We start from the raw sequence: 22,578 nt of genomic DNA, 5'->3' as shown, positions 1-22,578 counted from the left end.
CAGCAGGGCCGGGCGGCATGTCCGGCCCTGAACCTCTACCGCAAGAAGGCACGTCATGAGTTTCAGTTGGGACCATTTCTTTCGTTACCTGTTCAGCGACTACATGCTGAACGGGGTCTGGACGACGCTATGGCTGTCGTGCGTCGCGATGTTCATAGGCTGCGCCCTTGGCGTCGTGGTCGCCTTCATGAAGATGTCCCGGTTCTGGCTGGTGCGTCGCATCGCGATCACTTTCATCTGGATCTGGCGCGGCACGCCGCTGCTGGTGCAGATGGTCATCATCTACGCCGTGTTGCCCCACGCCGGGCTTAAGCTGGGCGTGATCGAAAGCGCGATCCTTGCGCTGGCGCTGCACGAAGCGGCGTATTTCGCCGAAATCGTCCGGTCGGGCATCCTGTCCGTGTCGAAGGGGCAGACCGACGCAAGCCTTGCCCTTGGCATGACATGGCCGCAGCGGATGCGTTACGTCATCCTGCCGCAGGCCACCCGCATCATCATCCCGCCGCTGGGCAACCAGTTCACCCTGATGATCAAGACGACCTCGATCGCCTCTGTCATCTCGATGGAAGAGCTGTTCCGCCGGACGCAGCAGTTGGCGCAGATCGAGTTCCGCGTGCTGGAAGCCTACCTGTGCGCGGCTTGCTGGTATCTGCTTATGACGACCGTCTGGGGCGAGATGCAGAAGCGGATCGAGCGGCATTACGACAGGCCATTCGGTCCGGTCGCGGACACGAAGAAAACCCCCGGCACGCCCCTTTCGGGTGATGCCCCGGCGCAGGTGTGACCGAGGCGACAGGATGGACAGCATGACTGATACCGAGACACCCCTGACCGCCGCCGATGGCGTGGCCGACGCGCCGCGGTCGGTCGGGCCGCGCGACCTTGGCCCGCCGATCGTCGAGATCCGCAACGTGCAAAAGCACTTCGGCTCGAACCACGTCCTGCGCGATGTCAGCCTGACGGTGCGCACGGGCGAGGTGGTGGTGATCGCCGGTCGCTCCGGCTCTGGCAAGTCGACGCTGCTGCGCTGCGTGGACCATCTGGAAACCATCGACGGCGGCAGCATCACCGCGTGCGGGCACCTGATGGGCTACCGGCAGGATTCCAGCGGCAAGCTTGTGCCGCTGGGGGACGGCAAGGTCGCGCGCCAGCGGCGCGAGATGGGCATGGTGTTCCAGTCCTTCAACCTGTTCCCGCACCTGTCGGCGCTGCGCAACATCACGCTGTCGCCGGTGAAGATCATGGGCGAGAACCCGGCAAAGGCCGAGGCGCATGCGCGTGAACTGCTGGCCCGTGTTGGCCTGCCGGACAAGGCCGACGCCTATCCGGCGCAGCTGTCGGGTGGCCAGCAACAGCGCGTGGCCATCGCACGGGCGCTAGCGATGCGGCCCAAGGTGATGCTGTTCGACGAACCCACCTCGGCTCTGGACCCGGAAATGATTTCCGAGGTGCTGGATGTGATGATCGACCTGTCCCGGCAGGGCATGACGATGATCGTGGTGACGCACGAGATGGGCTTTGCCCGCGCGGCGGCGGATCGCGTGCTGCTGATGCACGGCGGCGAGATCGTGGAAGAGTCGCCGCCCGAAGAGTTCTTCACCAACCCGAAGTCCGAGCACACCAAGCTCTTTCTGTCGAAGATCCTGTAGGGCGGGCGTGGTGGCTTCTATCCGGACAGTTCTGGGCGATGTGACGCCCGATGCGGTGGGACCCGTGATGTTCCACGAGCATGTGCTGTTCGACATCGTGCCGCCGGGGCTGGACGGGGACCGCGACGGCCCGATCGGGATCGAGGACCGCTGGCAAATGGACTACCGCTCGAACGAGTCAGCCCGGAACGCGTTGCAGACAGACCGCGCGGTCGCGGCTTCGGAACTGGCGGCCTATGCGGCGGACGGCGGGTCGCTGATCGTGGATCAAAGCGTCTTCGGTCTGGCCCGCGACATGGCCGGGCTGGCCGAGGCGTCGCGCGACAGCGGCGTGCATGTCGTCGCGGCGGCGGGCACCTACGTGGACGCCTACATGACGCCAGAGATCCGCACGATGCCGGTCGCTCTGCTGGCCGACAGGTTCGCGTCAGAGGTTCTGGACGGCGCCGACGGCACCGGCCTGCGTGCCGGGCTGATCGGCGAGATCGGCTGTTCATGGCCGCTGTTGCCATCCGAGACCCGCGCGCTGGAGGCATCCGCCGACGCGCAGCGCCGCACCGGCGCCGCGATCAGCGTTCATCCGGGGCGGCATCCCGACGCCTGCGGCCAGATCCTGGACATCCTTGCCGCCAACGGCGCCGATCTGTCACGGGTCGTGCTGTGTCACATGGACCGGACCCACCCGGATGGCGCCGGGATCGAACCGCTGCTGCAGCGGGGCGCGAACGTGGAATGGGACTTTTTCGGTATCGAACAGTCGCATTACTGGATGACCGACGACGTCGAACTGCCCACCGACCTTGGCCGCCTGCGGCTGATCCGCGACTTTGCCGCGCGCGGTTTCGCCGACCGAATTCTGGTGTCGCACGACATCTGCACCAAGACCCGTCTGCGCCGCTGGGGCGGGCATGGCTATGGCCATATCCTGCGCAACGTGCGGGCGCTTATGCAGCGGCTGGATTTCGGCGCCGACCTGATCGGCGCGCTGCTCCGGGACACCCCGGTCCGATTGCTTACCTTGAAGGAGACCGCCCCATGACGGCAAAATTTCGTGGCACCTATTCGGTGATGGTGACCGCCTATGACGATGCGGGCGCCTTCGATCCCGGCGCGATGGCCCGCTATACCGATTGGCAGATCACCGAGGGCATTCATGGCCTTATGCCGCTTGGCTCGACCGGCGAATTCCTGTCGCTGACCACGAAAGAGCGCGAGGCCGTGGCCCGCTGCGTCGTCGACACCACCGCTGGCCGGGTGCCGGTGCTGATCGGGGCCGGGGCCGAGCGGACAGAGGACGTGATCGAAAACTGTCGCATGGCCGAGGACGTGGGCGCGCAGGGGATGCTGATCATCCCGCCGTTCTATTCGACCCCGACCGAGGACGAACTGTACCGCCACTACGAGCGCATCGCCGCCTCGACGCGCCTGCCGATCATGATCTACAACAACCCGGCCACGGCGAATGTCGACCTGACGCCGCCGATCGTCGCGCGGCTGTCCGAGATCGACGGCGTCGATTACATCAAGGAGTCCACGATGGACGTCACGCGGGTGCGCGACATCATCGACATGTGCGGCGACCGGATGACGGTGTTCGGCGGCATCATGGGTTTCGAAAGCTTCGTGAACGGCGCGGTCGGCTGGGTCGCGGTGGCGTCGAACGTGCTGCCCCGGCAATGCGCCGACCTGTTCACCCTGACCGCGGACAAGCAGGACTATGACGCGGCGCGGGCCCTGTACCATGAGATCCTGCCGATGATCCGGCTTGTGGGCGGTCACCGCTATGTCTCGGCCACCAAGGCGGCGCTGAAGCTGATGGGCATGGACACCGGCAATCCCCGCGCGCCGCGCCTCCCGCTGCCGCCCGAGGACATGCCCGAACTGTTGCGCGCGATGCGGGCCACGGGCCTGATGCAGGAGGAACGGGTCTGACCCGATGACTTTACGGTTTCGCTGGAATGGACAGCAGCTGACAGGGCGGCCGGGCGACAGCATCGCGGCCGCCCTTTCGGCTGCACAGGTGACGCGGTTCGGCACCGGCGGCAACGGGCAGCCGCGTGGACCGTTCTGCGGCATGGGCGTGTGCCAGGACTGCGCGGTGAAGGTCGATGGCCGGACCGGGCGGCTGGCCTGCATGACCACGCTGCGCGATGGCATGGAGATCGAGGCGCAGGACGACCGCGCGACGCCCTCCGTCGCGACCGAGGGCGCGCCGCTTGATGTTGAGCAGGTGACCGTGGATGTCGCCGTGCTGGGGGCCGGACCGGCCGGGCTGGCCGCGGCCACGCGCCTTGCGCGGGCAGGCCTGCAGGTGCTGGTTCTGGACGAACGCTCTGACGCGGGCGGTCAGTACTATAAACCGCGCAGCGCGGGCTTTCGGGGCGGGGCCGCCGCCGACGCCCAGCACCGCGAAGGCGATGCGCGCCGCCAAGCCGCGACCGACGCGGGCGTGCGGATTGCGGGTGGCCAGACCGTCTGGTTCGCCCGCGCGGACGAAGCGGGTCGTTTCGACCTGCGGTCGCTGGGGGGCGACGGCGGGCTGGCCGTCGCGGCGCGGTCGGTGATCCTTGCCACCGGCGCTTACGAAGTGCCCGCGATGGTGCCGGGCTGGACGCTGCCGGGGGTGCAAAGCATCGGCTCGGCCCAGACGCTGGCGCGCCGTTACGGGGTGGTGCCGGGCAAGCGGGTTTTGATCGCGGGCAACGGACCCCTCGCGTGGCAATTGGCACATGAAATCAAACAGCTCGGCGGCAATGTTGTCACGGTGCTGGAACGTGCCGCGGTGGCGGATCGCGGGGCGCTGCTGCGGGCCGGGTTGGCCGCGCCGGGGCTGGCGCTGGACGGGCTGCGCTATCGGCTGGGGATGCGGCGGTCGGGCGTGCCCCTGAGGACCGGCTGGGACGTCGCCGCCGTGACGGGGGACGCAAAGGCCGACGGCGCCGTGCTGCGCCACATCGCCAGCGGCCGCACCGAAACCATCGCCGCCGACGCGATCTGCATCGGTGAAGGCTTTGCGCCGCAACTGGAAATCGCCCGCCTTCTGGGCGCTCCGCTGCGACTGGACCCGCGAACGCGCGCACCCCTCGTGATCCGCGAAGACGACGGCGCGACAGCCGTCGCGGGGCTTTGGGTCGCGGGCGACGCGGGCAGCATGGGCGGCGCGCGCGTGGCCGAGGCGCAGGGCGCGCTGGCCGCGCATGGGGTGGCGCGATACCTCGGCAAGGATCTTCCCGCCGACCCGTCGCACGCCCGCCGGATGGCCCGGGCCCGCCGGTTCCAGTCGGCGCTGTGGACCTTGTTCGACGCGCCGCCGCGCGCGCCGGTGCCTGACGAGACAACCGTCTGCCGGTGCGAGGCGGTGACCGCCGCCAGCGTCCGCGCCGCTATCGCGGCCGGGGCCACCGACCCCGGCGCCGTCAAGCGCGCCACGCGCCTTGGCATGGGCCGCTGTCAGGGCCGTTACTGCGTTCCCGCGGCACTACGGCTGCTGGCAGAGGCGGGCAGGGACACCGCGCCCGAGACGCTTCTGGCGCCGCAGATCCCCGTCAGGCCGGTGCCCGTCGCGGCGTTGACCGTGGAAAAGCCCGAATGGGGCGGCCACCGGGAAAGCAGCCCCTCGGCCCGGCCCTCTGCGGGCGAGGCAGCGGATTTCGGCGAGATCACAGCCGACCTTGCCATCGTCGGCGGCGGCGTTACCGGCATCTCGGCCGCGCTGTTCGCCGCCCGCGAAGGCGCCAGCGTCGTCGTGCTGGACCGGGGCCGCCTGAACGCCGAGGCCTCGGGCGGCAATGCCGGCAGCCTTCACCTGCAGCTGCTGTCGTGGGATTTCGGCGCTAAGGCGGTGGGCGGCGGCGGCCTGCAACTGGCGACCCTGCCGCTACAGCAGGAATCCATCGCGCTGTGGGGCGACCTGGAACGCGAACTTGGCGCGGATTTCGAGATGTCGGTGACCGGCGGCCTGATGGTCGCGGAATCCGAGGCGCAGATCCCGTTCCTTGAACAAAAGGCCGCGTCCGAGGCGACGTTGGGCGTGCACACCGAAGTAATCGGCCCCGACCGCCTGCGCCAGATCGCGCCGCAGGTGTCCGACCGCATGGTCGCCGCCGCGTGGTGTCCGGGCGAGGGCAAGATCAACCCGCTGGCCGCGTCCAACGCGCTGATCGCCGCCGCGCGCGCCGCCGGCGTCCGTTTCGAGGAGCAGGCAGGCGTAACTGCCATCGCCGCCACGTCGGACGGTCACCACCTGCAGACCACGCGCGGGGTCGTCCACGCGAAGCGGTTGCTTCTTGCGGCGGGTGGCTGGTCTGGCGAACTGGGCCGGATGCTGGGCGCGCCGATCCCCGTCAAGGGCGCGCCGCTGCAGATGGTGGTGACCGAACGCACCGCACCGATCCTGCCTTGCCTGCTGGCCCATGCCGACCGCCACCTGACCATGAAGCAGACCGCCGCCGGGACCGTTCTGATCGGTGGCGCATGGACCGCGCGCACAGGGCCGTCCGGCCAGCCGCAGGTGTTGCCCGACAGCCTGGAGGGCAACCTGTGGGTCGCCGCGCGCAGCGTGCCCGCCGTCGGTGGCCTGCGCGTGCTGCGCAGCTGGGCCGCGATGAACATCGACATCGACGGCGCCCCGCTGCTGGGGGCGCTTCCGGGCGTGCCCGGTGTCGCGGTGGCGGCCTCCGCCAACGGCTACACCCTTGGCCCCCTGATGGGCCGCGAGGCGGCGTCCCTCGCACTTCACGGCAGGGCCCGACAGGACCTTGCCCCCTTCGACTTCGACCGTTTCTGACTGCAAGGAAGACCCAATGACCAAGCTCGTGATCCACGCCGGACCCTACACCTTCGACGCGAAGCTGGAGGAAGAGGCCGCGCCCCAGACCTGCGCCGCCTTCCGCAAGGCGCTGCCGTATCAAAGCCAGATCGTCCACGTCCGGTGGTCGGGCGAGGGCGTGTGGATTCCGCTGGGCGACCATGACTTCGGGGTCGGCTACGAAAACCACACCTCGCACCCCGCGCCGGGTCACATCATCCTGTACCCCGGCGGTATCTCCGAGACCGAGATCCTGCTGGCCTACGGCGGCGTCGATTTCTCGTCCAAGATGGGCCAGCTGGCGGGCAACCACTTCATCACGCTGACCAGCGGCCACGAGAACCTGATGAAGCTGGGCAACCTCGTGCTGTGGGAAGGCGCGAAGGACATCCGCTTCGAACTGGCGGAGTAGGCCGCACGCGGCGGCGGCCAGAAGCGGCTCGCGTTTCCAGTCAGGCGAATTGACCATGATTGTTGCGACGTGGTCCGAAGGTTTTCGGGCCACGTGCGGTGCATTTGCATAATTTATTGGCGCATGTTGCCTGCACGTTTCTGATCGTGCAGAGAATGCAGGTGCAGCGAAGCTTGATTGGCTGCGTTAGAGCGGTGCGCGTGTATGCTAAGTGTCGGAAATGTAATCGAGAAGATTGCTTTCCGGTAGCAGGCGACAGAACGGGCGGGTTCGCGGCTCGGGTTGATGGAGTGGGCAACTAGAGCTAAATTAAGGCAATTGCGGCGGGAATTGGACTGGTTTTATGATTACGAACGCTCCCGGAGGGACGCAAAGCTTAATTTCGATCGTTGTGCCCTGCTACAACGAAGAAGAAGTGATTTCCGTCACGATAGATCGGCTTCTGTCCGTGTCGTCGGGGTTCGAGAATTGCCGTACAGAAATCATCTGTGTCGATGACGGAAGCCAAGACCGCACGCTGCAAATCCTTGAAGGACTGGCAGAGAAGCATGATGCCGTTCGCGTCCTCAGTTTCGCGCGCAACTTCGGGCACCAGATTGCCGTAACCGCCGGCATCGACGCGGCTGTCGGCGATGCCGTCGTTCTGATCGACGCCGATCTTCAGGACCCCCCCGAGGTTATTCCCGAGATGATCGCGAAATGGCGCGAGGGGTTCGACGTTGTCTACGGCACCCGCAGCGAGCGGGAGGGGGAGTCCGCCTTCAAGCTATCCACTGCCCGCGCTTTTTACCGCGTCCTGAACGGACTTTCCGAGGTGCCGATCCCACTGGACACCGGCGACTTCCGTCTGATGAGCCGTCCCGTGGTCGACACGCTGAAAAGCATGCCAGAGCGTGACCGGTTCGTGCGTGGAATGGTGTCTTGGGTCGGGTTCGAGCAAACCGCCATCGAATACCGTCGCGCCAAGCGCCATGCAGGTGTGTCGAAGTACCCGCTGCGCAAGATGATCATGTTCGCGGCGGACGGCATCATCTCGTTCTCGACGGTGCCGCTGCGGTTGGCGATCACGCTTGGGGTGCTGTTCGCCTTCTTTGCGGTACTAGGGATCTTCTATGCCCTGTTCATGCGGATTTTCACCGACAACTTCGTCGAAGGCTGGACGGCGCTGATGATCGCGGTGCTGTTGATCGGTGGGGTACAGTTGGTCTGTCTTGGGATTCTCGGCGAGTACACCGGCAAGATCTATCGCGAGGTAAAGCGTCGCCCTCTGTACATCGTTCAGAAGCGGATCGGCTTCGAGCCTCATGTAACGGCACCCCGGCCGGTAGCGGCGCTGGAACGCGCCACGGCGGTAGGAGACTGACATGACTGCCGGAAAAGCCCGTCATCTGGCGGTCGGCTTCGCCGTCGCCGCCTTTTTCTGCTGGCTGATCGTGCGCCAGCTGGATTTTCAGACCTTCCTTGCCGATCTTAGCGAGGCGCGCATTGGTTGGCTGGTCGCTGCGGTCGCGGTCTTTTTTGCCGGGTATGCCTGCCGGATCGCGCGTTGGCGCGCGATGCTGCAGCGGGACAACCCGACGGTAAGCTGGGCCACCTGTGCGGGGCCGTTCATGGCGTCAATCGCCGCAAACAACGTGCTGCCGTTTCGTGCGGGTGACATCCTGCGGGTCTTCGCGTTTCGCCGCCGGATCGGTGTCGGCGGGGCCGAGGTTCTTGCCACACTGGTTGTCGAGCGCCTGCTGGACCTTCTGGTGCTTCTGATGCTGATGGGCGGCGCGCTTTTGTATTTCAAGCCGGACACGATGGCGTTGTTGGGTTTGGGCGCGGGGGCACTGATCGCGATCGCATTCGGCATATTGCTGGTGCTGCTTTTCCCACAGGTGTTCCGGCCGCTGGTGACTTGGGGCGTGCGGTTGTTGGGGCGGCTGTCGCCCAAGGTGGGCAGTTGGGTCGACGGCCACGCGACGAGCGTCCTCGATACTGCGATCTGGTTATCGAAGGGCGCGGTGATGCCGCGTCTTCTGGCTTGGTCGGTGGTGGCGTGGCTGTTCGAGGGACTGGTGTTTTACTCGGTCGCGCAGTCGCTTCCCGCAATCGCGGATGCGATGGGGGGCTGGCTGGCACTGCCGGTGGGCACCCTCGCGACGCTTATTCCCAGCACTCCGGGCTATGCAGGCACCTTCGACTATTTCGTCATCCAGGCGATGACGTCCATCGGCAACGCGGTCTCGGCCGCCACGGCTTATGCGCTGCTTGTCCATGCCGCTCTGTGGCTGCCCGCGACGCTGGTCGGCGGGTTGTGGTTGGTGATCGCCGCACCCGGAGCACGACGGGCGGCGCAGGACGTTTCTTGAGGAATTGGGTAGAGTAAATGACATCGGGTAACACGAAATCGGTCGCGGTCGTCGGCGGCGGCTTCACTGGGCTGTCGGCCGCGTACGAGCTTGCGCAAGCGGGGCACACCGTCACCGTCTACGAGGCGGCGGACGAAGTCGGCGGTCTTGCATCGGCTTTCGACGTGGGCGGCGAGCGGCTGGACCGTTTCTATCACCACTGGTTCACCAATGATCTGGCGGTGATGGATTTGATCGAAGAGATCGGCATGACTGACTCTGTTGTGATCAACCCGACCAACACCGGGATGTACTACGGCAACAAGTTCTTCAAGCTGTCGACGCCGATGGACCTGCTGAAGTTCACCGCATTGTCGTTTCCCGACCGGATTCGTTTGGGCCTGCTGACGCTGAAGGTGCGCAAGATCGAAAGCTGGAAGCAGCTTGAGAACATAACCGCGTACGACTGGCTTCGTAGTATGGCGGGCCAGCGCGTTTTCGACGTCGTCTTCAAACCGTTGCTCGAGGGCAAGTTCGGTCCCTATGCCGATAAGGTCTCCGCGGTGTGGATGTGGAACAAACTTAAACTGCGGGGCTCCAGTCGCGGGCAGGCTGGCGAGGAACGGTTGGCGTACCTGACTGGCGGCTTCGTGCGTCTTGCCGAGCGACTGGCCGACATCGTGGACGAGAAGGGTGGCCGGATCCTGCTGAATGCGCCCGTGACCGAGGTGCGGCCCGATGAGGACGGTCGCTGGCAGGTCACGACACCCGACGGAACCGAGACCTATGATCAGGTCGTCGCCACCCCGGCGCTGCCCCTGATCGGCGAAATGGTGAAGGGCTGGGCCGAACCGGGTTACGTCGAACGCCTGAACGGCATCGACTATTTGTCGAACGTCTGTCTCGTTCTCGAACTGAAGCGGTCCTTGTCCGAAACGTACTGGCTGAACGTCAACGACCCGAGTTTCCCTTTCGTCGCGGTGATTGAGCACACCAATTTCGAGCGGGCAGAGACATACGGCGGCAGCCACATCGTGTACTTGTCCAAGTACCTTCCGCACACGGATGCGATGTACTCGATGGACGCGGACGAAGCGCTGGACTTCTCTTTGCCCTACCTGAAAGAGATGTTCCCCGAGTTCTCAGAGGATTGGATTCACAAGCATCATCTTTGGCGCGAACGCTGGTCGCAGCCGGTCGTGGGCAAAGCTTACGGCAGCAAAATTCCCGCCGAGGCAGGGCCCCGTGACGGGTTCTGGGTCTGCTCAATGGCGCAGATCTATCCAGAGGACCGGGGCACCAACTATGCCATCCGCGAAGGCCGGCGCCTTGGCTCCGAGCTTGCGAGCCGGCTTGAGGAGGCGGTGTGATCCCGCGCAACGGCCTTTCGGCGAACCAGCCGAACGGGGCCAAGCCTTGGGCATTGGGCCGGCTTGACCGAAACTATGCTTTGGCGTGGGTCATTCTGGCGGTCGTGGCCGTGATCCTCTCTGCCGTGTTCCTCTATCCCGGGGCAACCTATTCCGGCGCGTATCTCGGCGACGTGCTGATCGCTCTGGAAGGCGCGTACCGGATCGACGCGGGCCAATGGCCCAGTATCGATTTCCGCTCGCCGCTTGGCTTCATGTCCTACTGGCTGCCCTATCTTGGTTGGCAGGCGCTGGGGCAGTTCGGCGGCGCGATGGAATTCGCGTCGGTCCTGCTGGCGGTCATCGTCACTCCGATGGCGATGATCATGGCGCAGGCGCGGGTCGGCGCGATCCTTGCGGCGCTGTTTTCGGTCTGGGTCTTCGTCCTGATCGTCGTGCCGATGGAGCCGGGCTGGCCCGGCCTGTGGTCGAACCAGTCGATGCACTACAACCGTTGGGGCTGGCCGATCCTGTCCACGGTTATGCTATTGGGGATCGCACCGCGCGACACCAACCGATCGCGTTGGAGAACGGCGCTGGACGTCGCTTTCGTGGCGGCACTGCTGTTTTTCCTGTTCTGGCTGAAGGTCACCTATTTCGCCTTTGGGGGCGCTTTCCTTGCGATGGCCTTCCTGATCGCGCCGCGCCTCCGGTGGACGGCGTTCGCCGCCGGGGCGATCACGTTGGCGCTGGTGGGAATTTCAGGCCTCGCGGGGCTAGGCCTTGGCGCGTACGTCAACGACATCCGCGAGGCGGGGGCGGCCTCGGGCGTGGTACGTGGCGGCTTCGTCGGGCTGATTATCGACAACGCAGCAGAGTTCTTTCTGGTCGCGGTGCTGGCGGTTTACTTGCTGACCGTCGCGCGTCCGACGCTGTACGACATAGCCGTGTTCCTGTTTGTGCCTGTCGCCGCGATCATCATCCTGGGTCAGAACCACCATCCAAACGGCCCGCTTTTGCTGGCCGTCCTGTTTCTTTTTGGCGCCCGCATCCACACAGGTCCGCCGCGCCCGGAACTGCCGGCTTTGCTGTTCGCGATCTTCGCAGTGCCGCACATGGCGCAGACGGCGATGTCCACGCTGACCTTTGCCCGTAACGCCGATGACGGTTCCGTTGCGATCGGCTATCCGGGGTTCGAGACGTACTATGTCGGGGACACCCGCAATAGCGCACTGTCTGCTGTCGCTGCTGCGTCGACGCCGGAAGAGGCGTTCGTGACAGGGCGGCTGATCGGCTCTGACCGCTATACCCACACGTATTCCCAAGGCGAAATGCTTGAGATGATCGACAGCGGCGTGACGTTGCTGCAAGAAAACGAGCTCACCGACCTGCGGATCATCGCCTTCGATTTCCTGAACCCATTCCCGATGTTCGTCGGCGCGCCGCCGATGAAGGACATCCACATATGGTTCCATCCGGGAAGAAACATCTCGGAAGGAACGATGCCACCTGCCGACCCATTTTTGTCCGGGGCAGAGGTGGTCATGGTGCCGAAGCTGGGCTTCTCGGACGCGACGCGGCTGATGTGGGACGCCTATGGTGCCTATGTCGAGGATGGCTTTGAGGTGGTCGCAGAAAACGCGATCTGGCGCGTGTACCGCCGCGTGCCCGGCGCCAGCTAGGCTGCAAAGCAATGAACAGTCCTTTGCCCGAAAACCCGGTGGCGTCCGCGCCGCCGGTTCTCTAGCGTCGTCTCTGGAGGAGGGGCGCGGCGGCCGTCCGCGCCCGGCCGTGAGGAGGCGGCCGAGGCAATGGCAACCATCGAGAAAATCACCCTGCGCATGGTGGACCTTGCGCCGAAGGTGCAGCGCACCGACGCGATCCAGTCCTTCGTCAGCCAGGAGACGCCGCTGGTGACGATCACCGACAGCGACGGCGCGGTCGGGCAGGGGTATTCCTACACCATCGGCACCGGCGGCTCGTCCGTGATGCGGCAGCTGTCCGACCACCTTGCCCCCCGGCTGCTGGGACGCGAGGCCGAGGAGGTCGAGGCGATCTGGACCGACCTCGAATTCTTCACCCACGCGACGACCGTTGGGGCGATCACCTCGATCGCGCTGGCGGCGGTGGACACCGCGCTGTGGGATCTGCGCTGTCGCCGCGCCGGGCTGCCGCTGTGGCGGCTGGCGGGCGGCGCGAAGCCCAAGGCGCCCTGCTACACGACCGAGGGCGGCTGGCTGCATTTGCCCGTACAGGCGCTGGTCGAGGACGCGCTGGATGCAAAGCAGAAGGGCTTCAAGGGCAGCAAGGTGAAGATCGGCAAGCCCTCGGCGGCCGAGGATTCCCACCGGCTGGGCGCGGTGCGCGATGCCGTGGGCCCCGAATACGAGATCATGACCGACGCGAACCAGGCCTTCCGCCGCGACGCCGCCCGCCGCCGCGCGCTGGCGCTGGCCGAACACGACCTAGCGTGGATCGAGGAACCGCTGCCCGCCGACGACGTCGAGGGCCATGCCGAGCTTGCCCGCATCGCGCCGATGCCGGTGGCGGTGGGGGAAAGCCTGTACTCGATCCGCCACTTCGCCGACTACGTGGCGCGGGGTGCGGCCTCGGTCATACAGGTCGACGCGGGCCGGATCGGCGGCATCACCCCTTGGCTGAAGGTGGCGCACATGTCGGAGTGCCACGGGCTTGCCGTCGCGCCGCATTTCCTGATGGAACTGCACGCCTCGCTGGTCTGCGCCGTGCGCAACGGGGTCTGGGTCGAATACATCCCGCAGTTGGACGACATCGTCGGCGACCGCCTGCGGATAAAGGACGGCTATGCCCACGCCCCCGACACCCCCGGCATCGGCATCGACTGGGACGAGGACGAGATCGCCCGCCGCGCCGTCGCCGAATTCACAACCCACCTGTAAGGAGCCCGCACATGATCCGCATCGGACAGGTCATCGGCATCAAGCCCGAGGTCATCGAGGAATACACCCGCATCCACGCCGAGGTCTGGCCCGGCGTGCTGGAGCGCATCGCCGCCAGCAACATCCGCAACTTCACCATCTTCCTGCGCCGCCCCGAGAACCTGCTGTTCGCCTACATGGAATACCACGGCACCGACTGGGAGGCAGACACCGCCAAGATCGCCGCCGACCCAGAAACCAAACGCTGGTGGGAAATCACCGACCCGATGCAGGTCCCTCTGGAGACCCGCGCCGAGGGCGAATGGTGGGCCGGGATGGAAGAGGTGTTTCATGTGGATTGAGGGGGGCTGACGTTCGCTGCGCCATGCATCTAGGTCCTAGAGCTTTGAGTCCGGCGTTACGGACGCCGGCAGTGCAGAGTGAGAATTGTCGCTGCTATGGAGGTTTCGACGCAATACCTGCCACTTAACCTCAATATGTGGTAAGCGGCGCAGCTATGGGCGACTCCTTACCTCCACCCCCTGGATGGGGAAACGACCCCGTCACCCAATACCTCGACGCCTGCCGGGGCAATCAGTACGCGACTTTCGCGAACCGGCGGTCGGAGGTGTTCGACCTCACGGCTATCGACGGTATGTTCCGCAAGCTGCTGGACGGGGCCATTGACCCGAAGCCGCTCCTGCCGTTGGGGTTCCTGCTGCGGGCACATTCCGCCTACCTCGCCTCCGTGGGTGCGGTCATGGCGGGGCAGCTACACGAGCTACAGCCTCTGCTGCGAGCCGGTCTGGAGCAGGCGGGGTACGGACACTTCATCGGTAACGACCAAGCCCGGTGGGAGCGGTGGATGGACCGCCACGATACCCCTGACACGATGAAGGCGGTGCGGAGGGAGTTCACCCATCGCGCCGTCGCGGATGGTCTGATTGCGGCGGATGCCAAGCTGGGCGGTATCTACACTCAACTTTATGACCAGACGATTGACTACGGCGGGCACCCCAACGAGCGGGGCGCGTCCATGAACTCTGACATCGTGGACCTGCCAGATGGCGGGAAGCAGATGCTGGCAATCTATCTGCACAGTGATCCACTGATGCTGGACTTCAGCATGAAGATGACCGCCCAGGTTGGTCTCTGCGTGCTGCGGATCGCCAAGGTGATCTACCCAACGCGAGTGCAGGCGGTGGGCATCGCGTACCAGCTGGACGACATGTGCAAGCGGTACTGAACCGACCCGTAGGCTAGCGGGGGGCTGGGCTGAGGAGGTGGCCGCACCTTCTCCTTGCTCGGATTTTGTGGACAGCGTTTAGCTCACTTCGCGGGCCTTTCGCTCGAAGGCGATCGGGCTTTGGAATTCGAGCGATGAATGTCGTCCGACGAGATTGTAGAACCCGTCGATGTATCTGGCGACGGCATTTTCCGGCTGCCGGCGGGAATGCCAGACGACTGGCCACATCTGCCCCGACTTGATGGTCTTGAAGAAGGTTTCCACCTCCGCGTTGTCATAACAATTTCCCTTGCCACTCATGGAGACAAGGATGCCGCGCTTCTGGAGCTTGGCCTGGAAGTCGACAGAGCAGTATTGCCGAAGTTTGGGGCTTGGATGGAGACAAAACGGTAGTACACTCTACTCAGGAAAATTGCGTTCTTTTTATTAGCATTGGGTATGGGCTGGTAGGTGAACCTAGCTATGGCGGCATGGCTGGGACCAAACAGAAACGGGGCTTTGAATTTGTATGAGATGGTGGACCGAGCCACTGCAGGAGCATGCTCCATTGCAAATTGTTTTGGCAGATTGGGTGCCTGCGCTGCTCTCGATCTTATTGGGGGGGGCTATTAGCATCAATAGTATTTCCGCGTTGGCAGGATCGGTACCTTGCGCGGAAAGTTATTATTGAACGAAGGCAAGCCCTACGGGAAAGTATATCTGCACTTTTTTCGGCATACGTAATTTGTTGGCGGCGGCTGATCGAAATCGCTACGCATGAGAAAGGTCTACTTGGCACTGAGAAATCAGTCGAACATCTTGCCGAGAGAAAGGAACGTTTTGTGGCTGATCGTCAGGCGGCTAGGGATGCACTCGTAGGAGAGATATCCCGATACAATGTGTATGCGCCGCCCGCCGAGCGTGTGGTACTGGAAGGCTTCATTCGCTGGGACGAAAGCCAATCGACCAAGACGCTTGAGGAACTACCAAAAATAGAGGAGTGGCGCACGTGGCAACAAAAAGTTCTCAGGGCGTTGGAGAAGGGATGAGACTCTATCTCAACGGTGGCGCACTCTTGCTATGCCTGTGGATTCCGAGCAATTCGGTGTCTGCAGATGAATTCGTCCCCAGACCTGATCATCAGCTACAAGTCCAGAGAGATATGGTATCGATAGGTGACGATATCGTATTCTGTAAGGTCACGATTAGGGGCGAGGATGGATCGGAAACGATCGAGATTGTGGAAATAGATGCTTGCTTGGTTGGCACTGTGCGAATACCTGAAAATGCTACACGTGCCGATATCGACGAGATATTAGAACATGGAATATTAGGCGGACGAGAATCTGATGTAAAAGGATTAGTTCGCGACTCACTTGATTGTCCGGGGCCTGGTTGCCCACTACGCCTCTTGCCCTGGTAAAGTTCTGACAGAGGAATGATCCGGCGGCAATTTGAATGGCTGTAGTACTCCGAGTTGCTCTCGGGACCGGTCGTCCGGCGCATTGGGCCCCCGCAACCATCCCCGGCCACCCCCACTACCCAACCTCGCCCATGTCATGGATCCGGTCCATCACCGCCCGGCTCACGCTGTCATACTCTCCGGTGTTCGGCAGTTCTCCGGTGACGCGGTAGCCGTCCATCACCACGATGCGGTCGGCGACGGCGATCATTTCGGGGAGGTCGCTGGTGATCAGCAGGATCGAGGTGCCATTGTCCGCCAGCTCTCGCAGCAGCTCGTGCAGGTAGGCCTTGGTCTTGATGTCGATCCCGACCGAGGGCTCGTCCACGATCAACAGCCGGACCCCCGCCGCCAGCCATTTGGCGACCGAGATCTTCTGCTGGTTGCCGCCCGACAGGTTCGCGGCGGTCTGTGACAGGCTGGGGGTTTTGACCTCGAGCTTCCTAAGATACGGCAGCACCGCGTTGCGGATCTTGCCGTCGGTCAGTGTTCCCAGCGCGCCGCCCAGCTTGCGCCAGATCGGGACGCCCGCGTTGGCCAGCACCGAATGCTGCAGGATCAGGCCCTCGGTCTTGCGGTCCTCGCTGACATAGCCAAGGCCGTGGGTGTGGATCGCCTCGAACACCGACCGGATGCGGACGGGCTTGCCGTCGACCCGCACCTCGCCGCCGGTGACGGCGGACTGGCCGAGGATCGACTTGGCGAGTTCAGTGCGGCCCGCGCCGACAAGGCCATACAGCCCCACGATCTCTCCCTTCCGTACCGACAGCGACACGTCGCGGTGGCCGAGGGCGGTCGAGACGCCGGTCAGCCCCAGCACCTCGGGCTGGGCCGAGGTGTCGCGGGCGCGCCATGCGCCTTCGCCCTCGGCGCGGCCGATCATCATCTGCACAAGGTCGTGGCGGGTCACCCCCTCCATCGAGCGGCTTTCGCAGGCATTGGCCCCGTCGCGCAGCACGGTGACGCGGTCGCAGATCTCCTGCACCTCTTCCAGCTTGTGGCTGACGAAAACAAGGCTGGTGCCGTCGTCGCGCAGGCGGCGGACGATCTGGAACAGGCGGTCGGTCTCGGACGAGGTGAGCGAGGCGGTGGGTTCGTCCAGAAGCAGCACCCGGCTTTGCAGCGACAGGGCCTTGGCGATCTCGACCAGCTGCATCCGCGCGACGGACAGGTCCGACACCGGGGTGGCCGGGTCGATGTCCAGTTCCAGCGCGTCCAGCCAGCGCCGCGCCTCGCGGTTCAGCCGGGCATAGTCGACGGGTTTGAGATAGCTCGACCCAATCTGTTCCAGAAAGATGTTCTCGGCGACCGAGAAGCGCGGGAACAGGTTGCGTTCCTGGTGGACCACGCCGATGCCCTTGGCGATGGCATCGCGGGGGTTGTGGAACTGGGTGTCCTGTCCGTCCAGCAGCAGGGTGCCGGCGGTGGGCTGGTGGACGCCGGTGATCACCTTGATCAGCGTGGACTTGCCCGCGCCGTTTTCGCCCAGCAGCGCGTGCACCGATCCGGGCAGCAGCGACAGCGTGACGCCCTTCAGCGCCATGACACCGGGGAACGCCTTCTGGACGCCCTTGGCTTCGAAGATGGGGGTCATGTCACAGGGTTCCTTTCGCGGTGTCGCGGGCGCGCAGCTTGTTCAGGCCGACGGCGGCAAGGATCAGCGCGCCCAGCACCACCTGCACAAGGAACGGGTCGATCGAGAACAGCACCAGCGCCTGCGTGATGATCGCGACGATGACGACGCCAAGGGCGGTGGCGGTGACGCTGACATGCCCGCCTGCCAGAACCGCGCCGCCGATGACGGGGGCGGCGAAGGACAGGATCAGCCAGTCGTCGCCGATGGACGGCTGCCCGATCTGAAGCCGGGCGACCACAAGGATGCCCGCCAGCGCGGCAAGGACCCCCGAGATGCCGTGCGCGATGATCACCGTGGCGTTGACCGAGATGCCGGACAGACCGGCGGCATGGTCGTTGCTGCCGACGGCGAGGATGAACCGGCCCACCGGCAGGCGGCGCAGCATGTACCACAGCACAACGGTGGCCACGATGGTGGGCGCCAGCAGCCACGGGATCGGTCCGGCGATGGTCGCGGCGCCGAAGGCCTTCACCGCGTCTGGCACGCCGTAGAACGGCTGCGCCTCGGTGATGCCAAGGTTGATGCCCTTGTAGATCGACAGCGTCGCCAGCGTGATGACGAAGGCCGAGATGCCGGTGATCCGCACCAGCACGCCGTTCAGCACGCCGCACAGCAGCCCGATCACCAGCGCCAGCAGGGCGGCGGGCAGGGCAGGCAGGCCCCAGACCTCCATCATGCCGGCGAACGAGATCGCGGCAAGACCGCCAATCGCGCCGACCGACAGGTTCATCTGGCCGATGGCGATGATGATCATCTGCGCGAAGGCGATCAGCGCGTTGACCGCGATGGCCAACAGCAGGATCTGGATGTTGTAGGACGACAGGAAGTTGCTGCTGAGCGATCCGATGATCACGATGGCCAGCACCGTGGCCAGCAGCGGGCCGAACCAGTCGGTCCGGGACAGGCGAGAGATCTGTTGCATGGGTCCGGCTCCGGTCTCAGGCAAGGTTGCGGCGGGCAAGATAGCTGCGGCGGGCCTTGTCCAGCAGGACGGCGACCAGCAGCATCAGGCCAAGAAAGCTTTGCACCCAGAAGGCGCCGATCTGCAGCATAAGCAGGCCGCTGGTCAGCATGGTGACAAGGAACGCGCCCAGCACGGTGCCCAGCACCGACACCTTGCCGCCCTGCAAAAGCGTGCCGCCCAGAACGGGGCCAAGGAAGGCGGGCAGCAGCCAGTCCTGTCCCAGCTGTCCCGCCATCGACGGGATCGCGGCGCCGTTGCGCGCCACCAGCATCAGCGCGGCGATGCCCGCCAGAGCGCCCGACAGCATGTGGCACAGGATGACCATGCGGCCCACGCGGATGCCCGACAGTTCCGCCGCCGCGGGCGAGGCGCCCGCCGCCAGCATCTCGCGCCCCAGCACGGTGCCGCGGTACAGCCACGCCAGCACGACCGCGACCGCCAGCGTCACCAGCAGAAGCGGCGACACATAGCCCATCACCCGGGCCCGCCCGAAGTCGGAAAACGCGCCGGGCAGTTCGCGGAAGGCCTCGGCCTTGGTCAGGAAGATCATGACGCCGAAAAAGATGCTCATCGTCGCCAGCGTGATGATGAAGCTGTGCAGTCCGGTGCGGACCACCGTCCAGCCGTTGATCCAGCCCAGCAGCGCGCCAAAGGCCAGCCCGGCGGCGACCGCCACGGGCCAGGGCAGGCCCAGCCCCTCGATCATCCAGCCGGTCGCCATCGCGGCGCAGACGCCCATCGCGCCCACCGCAAGGTTCAGGCCCCCGGTGACGATGACGCTCATCATCGACAGGCCGATCATGATGTTCACGGCAGAGTTTCGCCCCAGCGCGAACATGTTGAACGGCGAGAAGAAGCCGCGTGTGGCGAAGCCGAAGATGATCGCGAAGATCACGATCAGCAGGATCAGGCCGAACTCGTTCGACAGGAAGAACCGGCTGCGCGACAGGCCGGTCCGGGGACCAAGCGGGCTGTCCGAGCCGGTGGAATAGGAAGCGTCTTGCAGCGTCATGGGGCGGCAGGTCTCGTGCGGTCGGGAAAATGGGCCGCCGATGCGCTCAGCACCGGCGGCAGGGGAGCGGGGCGGCCGGGCCGGGAGAGCCCCCTTGCCGCCCCGTTTGTCGTTACTCGCAGTTCAGGTAGGTCGCGTCGAAGTCGGCCAGAATCCGGTCCGTTTCGGCGCGCATCGTGTCGAGATAGCTGTCGGCGTTCGACGCATCGACATAGGCAGTGCCGCTGTCGATGAACTTCTCGGTCAGCGCGTTCGACCCGAACGGCGCGTCGTCCTTGATCGTGCAGCCCGACCGCAGCTTGTCCAGCGCGTAGGCGCCGATATAGCCTTGGCCATAAGGGTTCTGGATCATCGTGCCGTCGATCACGCCGTCCTTGATCGCGCTGATCACCGCCTCGTCGTGGTCGATGCCGACCATCGCGATGTCATCGGTGCCCATGCGGCGCAGCGCGTTGGCGGCGACCACTGCCGGCACCCATGCGGTGGCGATGATCCCGTCGACCTCGCCCGCGTTGGCGGCGAGATAGGCGTTGATCTTCTCTTCCGCCGGTTCGGGCGCGTCGATATCGGCGATCACCTGCACCACGGTGGCGCCTTCCTCTTCGGCGGCCTTCAGCACCGCGTCGATGCGCAGCTGCGTGTTGGGGTCGACGAGGAACCCGGTGAAGTGGGCGATCCGTTTCTCGCCGTCACCCATCGCCTTGATCAGCTCTTTCGCGCCCAGATAGGCCGAGTTGCCGGTGTCGGTGCCAAGGCAGAACGCCGCCGGCGACGGATCCTTGTAGCAGCCGCCGCCCGCGATGATCGGAGAACCGAAACCCGCCAGTTCTTCGGCGGTGGACACGGCGCCGACCGGGTCGCCCGGGAAGATCAGGAAGCCGTTGTAGCCTTGGCTCAGAAGGCTTTCCAGAAGCTGGTTCTGCTGCGCCAGTTCCCATTTCTGCGGGATCTTGTAGCTGGCTTCGCCAAGGCCAAGGTCTGCGGCGGCATCGACGCCTGCCTGCTCCCAAGCGGCGAAATAGGGGTGCGGGCCGCCGGGAACCAGCGCCAGCGTGCTGTCGTCGGCGGCGCTGGCCACGGTGGCGCCGGCGCACAGAAGGGCAATCGCAGCCGCGCTGCGGGAAAGACTTTTCATGGTGATCTCCTCCTTGTCGAACCGGGGCGGACAATCCGGCCTCGGTTTTCGTGGACCCTCCATTGTCCACTTGCTTTCGCTGGTCGGACCCTAGTATGCTTGTATACAAGTTGGCAAGTCGAAACTTGCTGATAGCATCCAAACCGAGGTCTCAGGGGATCGACGCCATGACCAAGCCACCGCCACAGGGCCCGCGCGGCAAGCTGTTCGGCGCCAGCGCGCAAGGGCTGGAAGAGCTGGAGCTTGTGCTTGGCCGGAACGGCTCGGTTTCGGATCAGGTGCATGACGCGCTGCGCCGCGCGATCATCGAGGTTCGGCTCGCGCCCGGCGCGCCGATCAGCGAAAATTCGATCTGTCGCCAGTTCGCGGTGTCGCGGACGCCGGTGCGTTCGGCGATTCAGCGGCTGTCCGAAGAGGGGCTGGTCGACATCCTGCCTCAGCGCGGCAGCTACGTCGCGCCCTTGCGGCTGGGCAATCTGCGCGACAGCCATTTCATCCGCCGTTCGCTGGAACTGGCGCTGCTGCGCGAGACCGCCGCGATCTGGACGCCCGAGATGAGCCAGACGCTGCGCGACATCGTGGAAAAGCAGCGACAGGTGATCGCGGCAGAGGACCCCGACGGGTTCTTTCTTGCCGACGAGGAATTTCACCGCACGCTGGCCGGGTTTTCGGGCCGCGCGGGAGTGTGGGACGCAATACAGGCGGCGAAGGTCTCGCTGACCCGATTCTATCGCTACTGGGCGCAGGCGGACCGTCTGCCGGACGTCCTGACCGAGCACCTCGCGGTGCTGGACGCGCTCGACCGGGGCGACGTGGACGGCGCAGAGGAGGCGCTGGCCACACACCTCGACATGGCATTCGTCATCTTCGACCAGATGCCGGAAGAGGACAGGAAACAGCTGCCCGTCTGAACGGGCGCACATACAGGACCACTGGGAGGAACTTCATGGAGCTTCAGGACAAGACCGCGCTGGTCACCGGCGCGGGCGGCGGCATTGGCCGCGCCGTGGTAACGGCATTGGCGGCCGAAGGCGCGCAGGTGATCGCGCTGGACCGGGACGCCGACGCGCTGGACGCGCTGTGCGCCGACGTCGGGCCGAACTGTTCCGCCGCCGTTGCCGATCTGTCCGACGGGCCGGGGCTTCAGGCGTTGGCGGCCGATTTGCTGGGCAAGCACGGCCGCATCGACATTCTGGTCAACAACGCCGGCATCCTGACGCCGCACAAGCTGGCCGGGATCACGCTGGAAGACTGGCACGCGCTGATGTCCGTGAACTTGGATGCCGCGATGCTGCTGACGCAGGCGGTGGTGCCGGGGATGAAGGACGCGGGCTGGGGCAGGGTCATCAACATGGCGTCCTATGCGTGGAAATCCGGCGGGCTGACGGCGGGCACCGCCTATTCGGTGTCCAAGGCCGCGCTGGTGGGCCTGACCTATTCCACCGCGCGTGAACTGACCGGCACCGGAATCACCGCGAACGCCATCGCCCCCGCCTATGTCGTGTCGCCGATGATCATGAACCAGCTGTCCGACGAGGACCGTGCACGCCAGCTGGCGGCGATTCCCGTCGGCCGGTTCTGCGAGCCGGAAGAGGTGGCGCATACGGTGCGGTTCCTTGCCTCGCCGCTGGCCGGGTTCATGACCGGGCTGACCATCGACATGAACGGCGGCCTGCAGTTCGGCTGAGGGGGACGGT

The 22,578-nt window shown here is 65.1% G+C and carries 21 protein-coding genes; 16 read left to right on the top strand and 5 right to left on the bottom strand.

Going from position 1 to position 22,578, the window contains the following annotated elements; all coding sequences use genetic code 11:
• Positions 1–55 precede the first annotated feature (55 nt).
• The 13 genes from P1K30_RS04655 (at position 56) to P1K30_RS04595 (ending at position 14,693) form a co-directional block, all read left to right on the top strand.
• On the top strand, positions 56–784 hold the full coding sequence (locus tag P1K30_RS04655) for an amino acid ABC transporter permease (RefSeq protein ID WP_275631500.1): 729 nt from the start codon (positions 56–58) through the stop codon (positions 782–784).
• Positions 785–806: 22 nt separating this feature from the next.
• Positions 807–1,649, top strand: a complete 843-nt coding sequence (locus P1K30_RS04650) for an amino acid ABC transporter ATP-binding protein (RefSeq protein ID WP_275631499.1) — start codon at positions 807–809, stop codon at positions 1,647–1,649.
• A gap of 10 nt (positions 1,650–1,659) precedes the next feature.
• Entirely contained in the window at positions 1,660–2,688 is a 1,029-nt protein-coding gene (locus P1K30_RS04645; RefSeq protein WP_275631498.1) for a phosphotriesterase family protein, read from the top strand.
• The gene (locus P1K30_RS04640) at positions 2,685–3,581 is read left to right on the top strand and encodes a dihydrodipicolinate synthase family protein (RefSeq protein ID WP_275631497.1); all 897 of its coding nucleotides are present in this window, start codon (positions 2,685–2,687) and stop codon (positions 3,579–3,581) included. The genes P1K30_RS04645 and P1K30_RS04640 overlap by 4 nt, the downstream gene beginning before the upstream one ends.
• A 4-nt stretch (positions 3,582–3,585) precedes the next feature.
• Positions 3,586–6,435 (top strand): FAD-dependent oxidoreductase, encoded by a 2,850-nt coding sequence (locus P1K30_RS04635; RefSeq protein WP_275631496.1) that lies wholly within the window; start codon positions 3,586–3,588, stop codon positions 6,433–6,435.
• A gap of 16 nt (positions 6,436–6,451) precedes the next feature.
• Positions 6,452–6,868: a DUF3830 family protein gene (locus tag P1K30_RS04630; protein ID WP_275631495.1), complete on the top strand. Its 417-nt coding sequence runs from the start codon at positions 6,452–6,454 to the stop codon at positions 6,866–6,868.
• A gap of 343 nt (positions 6,869–7,211) precedes the next feature.
• On the top strand, positions 7,212–8,231 hold the full coding sequence (locus P1K30_RS04625) for a glycosyltransferase family 2 protein (RefSeq protein WP_275631494.1): 1,020 nt from the start codon (positions 7,212–7,214) through the stop codon (positions 8,229–8,231).
• Position 8,232: 1 nt separating this feature from the next.
• Positions 8,233–9,222, top strand: coding sequence for a lysylphosphatidylglycerol synthase transmembrane domain-containing protein (locus P1K30_RS04620; protein WP_275631493.1), 990 nt, complete (start codon positions 8,233–8,235; stop codon positions 9,220–9,222).
• Positions 9,223–9,239: 17 nt separating this feature from the next.
• Positions 9,240–10,571, top strand: coding sequence for an NAD(P)/FAD-dependent oxidoreductase (locus P1K30_RS04615; RefSeq protein ID WP_275631492.1), 1,332 nt, complete (start codon positions 9,240–9,242; stop codon positions 10,569–10,571).
• Complete coding sequence (locus tag P1K30_RS04610; protein ID WP_275631491.1) at positions 10,568–12,232, top strand: hypothetical protein; 1,665 nt, start codon at positions 10,568–10,570, stop codon at positions 12,230–12,232. The genes P1K30_RS04615 and P1K30_RS04610 overlap by 4 nt, the downstream gene beginning before the upstream one ends.
• A gap of 129 nt (positions 12,233–12,361) precedes the next feature.
• Complete coding sequence (locus P1K30_RS04605; protein WP_275631490.1) at positions 12,362–13,468, top strand: mandelate racemase/muconate lactonizing enzyme family protein; 1,107 nt, start codon at positions 12,362–12,364, stop codon at positions 13,466–13,468.
• Between the two features lie 11 nt (positions 13,469–13,479).
• Positions 13,480–13,809 (top strand): L-rhamnose mutarotase, encoded by a 330-nt coding sequence (locus tag P1K30_RS04600; protein ID WP_275631489.1) that lies wholly within the window; start codon positions 13,480–13,482, stop codon positions 13,807–13,809.
• Between the two features lie 266 nt (positions 13,810–14,075).
• Positions 14,076–14,693, top strand: coding sequence for a hypothetical protein (locus P1K30_RS04595; RefSeq protein ID WP_275631488.1), 618 nt, complete (start codon positions 14,076–14,078; stop codon positions 14,691–14,693).
• Positions 14,694–14,771: 78 nt separating this feature from the next.
• Here the strand turns inward: P1K30_RS04595 and P1K30_RS04590 are convergent, their stop codons facing one another.
• Positions 14,772–14,993, bottom strand: a complete 222-nt coding sequence (locus P1K30_RS04590; RefSeq protein WP_420852127.1) for a hypothetical protein — start codon at positions 14,991–14,993, stop codon at positions 14,772–14,774.
• 521 nt (positions 14,994–15,514) lie between these two features.
• On the opposite strand from P1K30_RS04590, the gene P1K30_RS04585 reads away from it, so the two are divergent.
• On the top strand, positions 15,515–15,721 hold the full coding sequence (locus tag P1K30_RS04585) for a hypothetical protein (RefSeq protein WP_275631487.1): 207 nt from the start codon (positions 15,515–15,517) through the stop codon (positions 15,719–15,721).
• A 489-nt stretch (positions 15,722–16,210) separates the two neighbouring features.
• Here P1K30_RS04585 and P1K30_RS04580 read toward each other — a convergent pair whose 3' ends face one another.
• From P1K30_RS04580 to P1K30_RS04565, 4 genes are all read right to left on the bottom strand, one after another.
• Positions 16,211–17,728 (bottom strand): sugar ABC transporter ATP-binding protein, encoded by a 1,518-nt coding sequence (locus P1K30_RS04580; RefSeq protein ID WP_275631486.1) that lies wholly within the window; start codon positions 17,726–17,728, stop codon positions 16,211–16,213.
• 1 nt (position 17,729) lies between these two features.
• Entirely contained in the window at positions 17,730–18,692 is a 963-nt protein-coding gene (locus tag P1K30_RS04575; protein WP_275631485.1) for an ABC transporter permease, read from the bottom strand.
• A gap of 16 nt (positions 18,693–18,708) precedes the next feature.
• The gene (locus tag P1K30_RS04570) at positions 18,709–19,746 is read right to left on the bottom strand and encodes an ABC transporter permease (RefSeq protein ID WP_275631484.1); all 1,038 of its coding nucleotides are present in this window, start codon (positions 19,744–19,746) and stop codon (positions 18,709–18,711) included.
• Between the two features lie 112 nt (positions 19,747–19,858).
• Complete coding sequence (locus P1K30_RS04565; protein WP_275631483.1) at positions 19,859–20,881, bottom strand: sugar ABC transporter substrate-binding protein; 1,023 nt, start codon at positions 20,879–20,881, stop codon at positions 19,859–19,861.
• Between the two features lie 167 nt (positions 20,882–21,048).
• On the opposite strand from P1K30_RS04565, the gene P1K30_RS04560 reads away from it, so the two are divergent.
• The gene (locus P1K30_RS04560; protein ID WP_275631482.1) at positions 21,049–21,792 is read left to right on the top strand and encodes a GntR family transcriptional regulator; all 744 of its coding nucleotides are present in this window, start codon (positions 21,049–21,051) and stop codon (positions 21,790–21,792) included.
• 35 nt (positions 21,793–21,827) lie between these two features.
• Positions 21,828–22,568, top strand: a complete 741-nt coding sequence (locus P1K30_RS04555; protein WP_275631481.1) for an SDR family NAD(P)-dependent oxidoreductase — start codon at positions 21,828–21,830, stop codon at positions 22,566–22,568.
• Positions 22,569–22,578: the final 10 nt, after the last annotated feature.

The sequence above is a fragment of the Psychromarinibacter halotolerans genome (assembly GCF_029168315.1).
GTDB lineage: Bacteria > Pseudomonadota > Alphaproteobacteria > Rhodobacterales > Rhodobacteraceae > Psychromarinibacter > Psychromarinibacter halotolerans.
The sequence above is the reverse complement of the archived record's forward strand: the minus strand, read 5'-3'. Positions and strand labels throughout refer to the sequence as shown.

Coding starts and splice junctions, on each gene's coding strand:
- P1K30_RS04560 (WP_275631482.1), top strand. CDS start 21,049: ATGACCAAGCCACCGCCACAGGGCCCGCGCGGCAAGCTGTTCGGCGCC.
- P1K30_RS04600 (WP_275631489.1), top strand. CDS start 13,480: ATGATCCGCATCGGACAGGTCATCGGCATCAAGCCCGAGGTCATCGAG.
- P1K30_RS04655 (WP_275631500.1), top strand. CDS start 56: ATGAGTTTCAGTTGGGACCATTTCTTTCGTTACCTGTTCAGCGACTAC.
- P1K30_RS04620 (WP_275631493.1), top strand. CDS start 8,233: ATGACTGCCGGAAAAGCCCGTCATCTGGCGGTCGGCTTCGCCGTCGCC.
- P1K30_RS04555 (WP_275631481.1), top strand. CDS start 21,828: ATGGAGCTTCAGGACAAGACCGCGCTGGTCACCGGCGCGGGCGGCGGC.
- P1K30_RS04625 (WP_275631494.1), top strand. CDS start 7,212: ATGATTACGAACGCTCCCGGAGGGACGCAAAGCTTAATTTCGATCGTT.
- P1K30_RS04640 (WP_275631497.1), top strand. CDS start 2,685: ATGACGGCAAAATTTCGTGGCACCTATTCGGTGATGGTGACCGCCTAT.
- P1K30_RS04630 (WP_275631495.1), top strand. CDS start 6,452: ATGACCAAGCTCGTGATCCACGCCGGACCCTACACCTTCGACGCGAAG.
- P1K30_RS04615 (WP_275631492.1), top strand. CDS start 9,240: ATGACATCGGGTAACACGAAATCGGTCGCGGTCGTCGGCGGCGGCTTC.
- P1K30_RS04650 (WP_275631499.1), top strand. CDS start 807: ATGACTGATACCGAGACACCCCTGACCGCCGCCGATGGCGTGGCCGAC.
- P1K30_RS04590 (WP_420852127.1), bottom strand. CDS start 14,993: ATGAGTGGCAAGGGAAATTGTTATGACAACGCGGAGGTGGAAACCTTC.
- P1K30_RS04570 (WP_275631484.1), bottom strand. CDS start 19,746: ATGACGCTGCAAGACGCTTCCTATTCCACCGGCTCGGACAGCCCGCTT.
- P1K30_RS04580 (WP_275631486.1), bottom strand. CDS start 17,728: ATGACCCCCATCTTCGAAGCCAAGGGCGTCCAGAAGGCGTTCCCCGGT.
- P1K30_RS04605 (WP_275631490.1), top strand. CDS start 12,362: ATGGCAACCATCGAGAAAATCACCCTGCGCATGGTGGACCTTGCGCCG.
- P1K30_RS04635 (WP_275631496.1), top strand. CDS start 3,586: ATGACTTTACGGTTTCGCTGGAATGGACAGCAGCTGACAGGGCGGCCG.
- P1K30_RS04575 (WP_275631485.1), bottom strand. CDS start 18,692: ATGCAACAGATCTCTCGCCTGTCCCGGACCGACTGGTTCGGCCCGCTG.
- P1K30_RS04565 (WP_275631483.1), bottom strand. CDS start 20,881: ATGAAAAGTCTTTCCCGCAGCGCGGCTGCGATTGCCCTTCTGTGCGCC.